General features: G+C 72.3%; 7 protein-coding genes. 2 read left to right on the top strand and 5 right to left on the bottom strand.

Translation table 11 applies throughout. The annotated features are described in order from the left end of the window. Positions 1 to 332: 332 nt before the first annotated feature. From VK923_15230 to VK923_15220, 3 genes are all read right to left on the bottom strand, one after another. Positions 333 to 965 (bottom strand): FHA domain-containing protein, encoded by a 633-nt coding sequence (locus VK923_15230; GenBank protein HSJ46024.1) that lies wholly within the window; start codon positions 963 to 965, stop codon positions 333 to 335. Between the two features lie 29 nt (positions 966 to 994). After that, complete coding sequence (locus VK923_15225) at positions 995 to 1,870, bottom strand: PHP domain-containing protein (protein ID HSJ46023.1); 876 nt, start codon at positions 1,868 to 1,870, stop codon at positions 995 to 997. Between the two features lie 96 nt (positions 1,871 to 1,966). Then, positions 1,967 to 2,230, bottom strand: coding sequence for a hypothetical protein (locus tag VK923_15220; GenBank protein ID HSJ46022.1), 264 nt, complete (start codon positions 2,228 to 2,230; stop codon positions 1,967 to 1,969). 317 nt (positions 2,231 to 2,547) lie between these two features. Here VK923_15220 and VK923_15215 point away from each other — a divergent pair, with 317 nt between their 5' ends. Then, a complete protein-coding gene (locus tag VK923_15215; GenBank protein HSJ46021.1) occupies positions 2,548 to 2,955 on the top strand; it encodes an NUDIX domain-containing protein in 408 nt (135 codons plus the stop codon). A gap of 4 nt (positions 2,956 to 2,959) precedes the next feature. Here the strand turns inward: VK923_15215 and VK923_15210 are convergent, their stop codons facing one another. Then, entirely contained in the window at positions 2,960 to 3,904 is a 945-nt protein-coding gene (locus tag VK923_15210) for a DMT family transporter (protein ID HSJ46020.1), read from the bottom strand. 41 nt (positions 3,905 to 3,945) lie between these two features. Here VK923_15210 and VK923_15205 point away from each other — a divergent pair, with 41 nt between their 5' ends. Beyond that, complete coding sequence (locus VK923_15205) at positions 3,946 to 5,115, top strand: hypothetical protein (protein ID HSJ46019.1); 1,170 nt, start codon at positions 3,946 to 3,948, stop codon at positions 5,113 to 5,115. Between the two features lie 124 nt (positions 5,116 to 5,239). Here the strand turns inward: VK923_15205 and VK923_15200 are convergent, their stop codons facing one another. Beyond that, positions 5,240 to 5,986 carry a hypothetical protein gene (locus VK923_15200; protein ID HSJ46018.1) on the bottom strand — a complete coding sequence of 249 codons (747 nt, stop codon included), beginning with the start codon at positions 5,984 to 5,986 and terminating at the stop codon, positions 5,240 to 5,242. Positions 5,987 to 5,995: the final 9 nt, after the last annotated feature.

Below are 5,995 nucleotides of genomic sequence, written 5' to 3'. Positions count from 1 at the left end.
GGGCGACGCCCGGCGTGCGACCGCGCCTTCGCCGCGTCGAAACCCGGCGGATGACGTGCGGCCGGAGCTCGACCTGCCGAACAAACCCGTCTCAGAGCGTGTTGTCCACTCCTCCCACCGCGGTGACCTGTGGCCACCGGGCGGTCGGTAGGGGCCGCCGGCACCGGTCGCGTGAACGAGAGGTGCCTGAGCCGACCCACGCCTGACGGTATGAGCCTCCGAGCGGTTGCGAGCAGGGCCGAGCATTCCGGCCGCGACGACGAGCCTAGTCGTCCTCCCGCGGATCGACTACCGCGTGGCCGGGATCGCTCGGCTCACTCACCCGGGACCCGTCAGCGGGGCGCCTTCAGGCGCTGCGTCGTCGGCGCCTGCTCCTCGACCGGCAGCCCGAGCCGGTGCGCAGCGTCGACGGCGGCCGTGCGATTGGGCACCCCGAGGCGGTCGTAGACCTCCTGGCAGTGCGCTTTGACGGTGCGCTCGGTCACCCCGAGCCGCTCGGCGATCTGCGGGTTGGTCAGCCCCTGCTTGAGGTACGCGAGCACCTCGCTCTGCCGGGGCGAGAGCACCGGGCGCTCGAGGAGCGCGTCGTCTTCGCCGGCGCGCTCCATGACCTCGGTGGACTCGCCCTGGATCATCTGCGACGCCCGATCCTCGAAGCGCACGTCCACGGCGCCGAACCGCACGATGTCGCCGTGACGCAGCGCGAGGGGGCCGACGACGGGCTCGCCGTTGACGAACGTGCCGTTCGTCGAACCGAGGTCCTCGATCAGGATCGCTCCCGACGACCGGCGGATCCGCGCATGCGTCTGGCTCACGTGCGGGTCGCTGATCACGAGATGGCTGCTGGGTCGGCGCCCGACGAACATCTCGTCGTCGTCGATCACCAGCGTCGCCACCGGGTTCACGCCGTCGCCCGGGACCACGAGCATCGGCTGTGGTGTCAACCGCTTCGCTGGACCTGCCACATCTGCCTCTTCCGCTGCTCGCGCCGACGTCACATCGTCGTCGGCGTCACCGATATCTTATCGTGTATCTCGCTGCTTGCCAATGTCTGCAATTGTTCGAGCATGTCTGCCGTTGTCGTCCGCTCTCCGATCTTGAGGTCCTTGCGCTCTCCGTGGAAATCGCTGCCGCCGGTGACGAGGAGGCCGTGCTCGTCGGCACGCCTGCGCCACCGCTCGGCGACGTCGGGCTTGTGCGCGGGGTGGTCGGCCTCGACGCCGGCGAGGCCGGCCTCCGCGAGCTCGGCGAGCAACTCCGGCGTCACCGGGCCGCCGCCGTCCTCACTGATGCCAGGATGGGCGAGCACGACGACGCCGCCGGCCTCCATCAGCAGACGCAGGCCCCTGACGGGGTCGACCGCGTACTTGGGCACGTACGCCGGGCCGCCGTCGGCGAGGAAGTCGTCGAACGCCGTCTGGATGTCGGGCACATGGCCGGCCTCGATCATCGCGCTGGCGATGTGCGGGCGGCCGATCGGTGCCGATCCGGCGAGCTCGCGCACGCGTGCGATGTCGACACCGACGCCGAGCGCATCGAGCCGCGCGCAGATGTCCTCCGCGCGACGCGAGCGCTCGTTGCGGAGGCGGTCGCACTCGTCGGCGAGGGCGGTGTCCTCGGGATCCACCCAGTACCCCAGCAGGTGCACGCTGCGGCCATCCCGTTCCGTCGACAACTCGATACCTGGGATGAAGGCCAGTCCGTGTCGCACACAGGCGTCACGCATCCGGGTCCAACCACTCACCGTGTCATGGTCGGTCAACGCCAGGCCGGCGAGGCCGATCTCCTTGGCCAATGAGACATTGTCCTCCGGCGTCGTGGTACCGTCCGAATGGACAGTGTGCGTATGCATGTCGTAGGCGTGCTGCATGTCCGGTCCCGGTCGTGTCCGTCTTGGATGCGGCCCTAACCGTACCCGCCGCGGCGCGACGCGCCCGGCGGTGCGACCGACCCTCCACCGATCGGGCTAGTGCAACCGCGCCTCGCGCGTGGTCATGGCGGGCCGGAACCCGTCCGCTTCGATGGGACGGCTGATCCAGTACCCTGCCCGACCGCAGTCCAGCGAGAGCAGCGCCGAGGCGCTGCGCCGCGTGCTCACGCCCTCCGGACGACGTCGTGGCCGAGCGCGACCCAGCCCGCAGACCGCCGCGGTGATCGCGGCGTCCGCCGGCTCTCCGCCCGGACGGCCGATGAACGAACGGTCGACCTTGAGCAGGTGGCGAAGCGCCACGCGTAGCTCAGCGGGCTGAAGCCGGTGCCGACGTCGTCGACGGCGAGGTTCACACGACGAGGTCCCTGAGCTGGCGGAGCAACTACGGGTCGTGTCTGACATCAGGGCCGACCAGGTCAGGTCCAGCGTCGAACCAGAGGCCGGGACGCCCGCCTGGTCGCCTCGGCGTGGTGTCGACGAGGCCCGGGTCGGCCTGCATCGGTGGCGCGTGCGGGTGCGCGACGCATCCAGCCGGTTCCACGCCGCACCTCCGTGCATCGGCCGCGGGGTGGCGACGATTCAGCCACCCGGCCCGCCGTGGAGCGTACGATCACCGGGTGGCCACGCGCGCACCCCGCCCCGAGGTCGCCGTCGGCGCAGTGTGCGTCCGGGACGGCCATCTGCTGCTCGTCCGTCGTCGCCAGGGTGTCGCGATGGGCAGGTGGTCCCTGCCCGGCGGCCGCGTCGAGCCGGGCGAGACGCTCGAGGCAGCGGTGCGGCGCGAGCTGCGTGAGGAGACCGGGCTGGATGTGACCGTCGGTCGCCTGTGCGGCATCGCCGAGCGCATCAGCGAGCGGGCCCACTACGTCATCCTCGACTTCTGGGCGACGGCCTCGGGCTCCGCGGCCGCCGGCGACGACGCCGACGACGTCGCCTGGGTCGACCGCGACGGACTCGCGACGCTCGACCTCGTCGACGGCCTGTGGGCGTTCCTCGACGACCACGATGTGCTCGAGCGGCTGTGACGCGTCAGCCGGATCCACGCCGGCCGGGCCCGACCGCCAGCAGCACGCCGAGCAGCACGAGCGGGGCGCCCAGGTAGAACCACCCGTCGGGTGCCTCGCCGAGGACCGCGGCCGCCAGCACGGTCGCGCCGACCGGTTCGGCGATGATGACGACCGCCACCACCGTCGCCGACACCCGGCCCAGCACCAGGTTGAACACGGTGTGGCCCAGCAGCTGTGGACCCACGATCAACGCCGCGATCGCGAGCCAGGTCGCACGGTCGAAGGGCTCCGTGATGCCGAGCTGCGTGCCCGTCACGACCGCGACGGCCAGCAGTGCCAGCGCGGCGCTGCCGTAGGTCCAGGTCGCGTACACGCTGACCGGCAGCGTCCTGCGCGCGTACCGCCCCAGCAGCAGGTAGCCGGCCATGGCCAGCGCCGCGGCGAACGCCAGGGCGTCGCCGAGCAGCGCCCGGGCGGTCGCGCCGCCAACGTCGTCGGCGACGATGATGACCGCGCCGGCGACGGTCAGCACCAGGCCCACCCACGTCCGACGGCCGGGCGGCTCACCGAGCAGCCACGCCGCGCCGGCTCCGACCGCCACGGGCGACATCGACACGAGGACCGCCGACGCCGCGACGGTGGTGTGGTCCAGCGAGAGGAACCACCACCAGAAGTGCACGGCGAGCAGCAACCCGGACGCGGCCAGCAGCAGCTGCTGCCGCCGGTCCGGGACGATGCCCGAGCGCAGCGCCATCGGGGTCAGTGCCAGCGCCCCCGCCGCCGTGCGCCACCACGCCAGCGCAAGTGCCGGGGCCACCGCGATCCGTGCCAGGACCGCCGCCGACGAGACCGCGACGACTCCCACCACGAGCAGCGCGATGCGGGCATTCGGTGCGTCGACGAGGGCCTCGACCGCGCTCGATCGGGGAGGCGCGTCGTCGGCGGCGATGCCGTGGTCGGTGGTCATCTTCCACGCTCGGTGTCACGGTCGCGCGACGGCCATCGCGCGTGGGGCCCGGCGGCCCGCATTCCCTATACTGTCCGCCAGCGCCCGCCGGCGACCTGCCGTGCGGGGCCACCCGAGGCGTTGAAGAGTCGAAGGGTCCCACACTGGCACGCGCCGACCTGCACCAGGCCTTCGCGATCGACAGCGAGGTCTACCGAGCCGCCCGTGTCGACCGGGCGGTCCTCGACCCGATCGTGCGCATCGCCGGCGGTGTGCCCGGGACCGCCCGCCCCTTCCTTGTGATCCGCGAGTACCAGGGACCCCAGGGTGTCTACGTCGAGCACTTCGTGCTGCGCGACGCCCGAGGCCGCGTGCTGGTCGAGTCGTCGCCGGCGCGCATCGAGCTGTCCGGTGAGGCGTTCGAGGACCGCTTCCTCACCGAACTGCGCAACGTCACCATCGACGACCTCGGTGAGCACGAGCTGACGTTCTTCATCGGCGAGGACGAGGTCGGCCGGGTGCCGTTCTTCGTGGAGCCCGAGGGTGGGGGCAGCGCCCGCACGGCCGCCGAGGCCACGTTCGCCGCCGCCGTCAAGAAGAGCACGATCATCTGGGTCACGGTGCCCGAGCGTCGTAACGGGCGCCGGCGCAAGGTGATCCCCGAGCACACCCAGCCGGTCTGGTTCGTCGCCGACGGCGACAAGATCTACCTGCTCCACGGTCCGGGCGAGCAGCAGGTGCCGGGCCTCGGCCAGACGAAGACCGTCCGCCTGAACGCCAGAGGCAAGGACACCCGCAGTCTCGTCGCCGACGTGGTCTGCGACGTCGAGGTGGTGCCGACCGACGATGACCGCTGGGACAAGATCGCGCAGAAGGCCAGCACCCGCCGGCTGAACATGGCCGACGCGGGCGACGAGACCATCGCGCGATGGCGCGAGCACTGCCAGCTGCTCGAGCTGACCCCCCAGTTCGGCGCCGACGAGGTAGCGGCGGCGGCCACGGCGCTACCCGCAGCGCAGACGCAGGGCGGCCAGGCCGCCCCGCAGGGCGCGGTGGCGACGGCCGACCGGTCCGACGAGATCCATGTCGAGGCGCAGGTCGACCAGGAGGTCATGGACCGCCTGCTGGCCGACGGCGTGCCCGAGCGCGTCGCCAGGGCGAAGTCCAAGGCGCACCACGTGCGCAGCGAACGCGCGCGCATCCGCGCCGAGCACGAGGGTGCGAACGCCTGACATCCTGCCCCGCGGCCGAATCGACCGCATCTCACCTCCATGTCGCAACTGTCCCCACGTCGCCGGGCCGCGCCGACCTGGGGATGGATCGCGACCGCCCGCGGCCTCATCTGTCCCAGATGCGTCAGGCCGGCAACGCCGGACGCTGCTGCGTGGCACGGCGCCAGCCGTAGAGCAGGGCGATGCCGATCGCAAGCGCCAGCACGCCCTCGGCGGTGATCAGGAGGCGGCTGAGCCGCGCCAGCGTCCACGGCCGCAGCGCGACCACGTGCAGGGTGCGCCGCTGCCCGGGCGCGATCGTCCACGAGACGCTGTCGTCGTCGCCCCGCGCGTCCGCGTTGGTCTCGAGCACATCCCCCGGCATGCGGGCCTCGACTCGCAGCGTAACACTGTCGTCGAGGACCTCTCGCGCGCGGGCCGGACGCAGGCTGAGCTCCCGCACGGCGGCGGCGTCCAGCACGAGGGCCGCGCTGCCCCGCAGGTCGACCGTGCTGTCGTCCATCACCAGGCGCAGCGGGCCGAGCGGCCGCAGCTCAGGCGCCGCCAGCGCATTGGCGAACTGGTCGCTGATCCGTGCGAGGTCCGCTGGGTCGTCGTACGTCGTCGTGAGGGTCACACCCTGCAGGGCGCCCTCGGTCCCACGGTCGACCCGCCAGCCCGGCAGCCCCTCGCCTGTCGCAGCCAGGGCCTCCAGCGGGTCGGCACCGGCGCGGCGCGCCGCCCGGCGCAGCTCGTCGTCGGCGGCCAACGTGTACGACAGCGCACCGGCGCCGTCGCCATCGACGACGATCCCGACCTGCGTACGCAGCTCGCAGCCGCTCATCAGCACGCAGACCGGCAGGGCGGCGAGGACCGTCCATCGTTTCCACACCAGTCATGA

It is taken from the genome of Euzebyales bacterium, assembly GCA_035461305.1.
Classification (GTDB): domain Bacteria; phylum Actinomycetota; class Nitriliruptoria; order Euzebyales; family JAHELV01; genus JAHELV01.
This window is presented reverse-complemented; position numbering and strand designations above follow the sequence as displayed.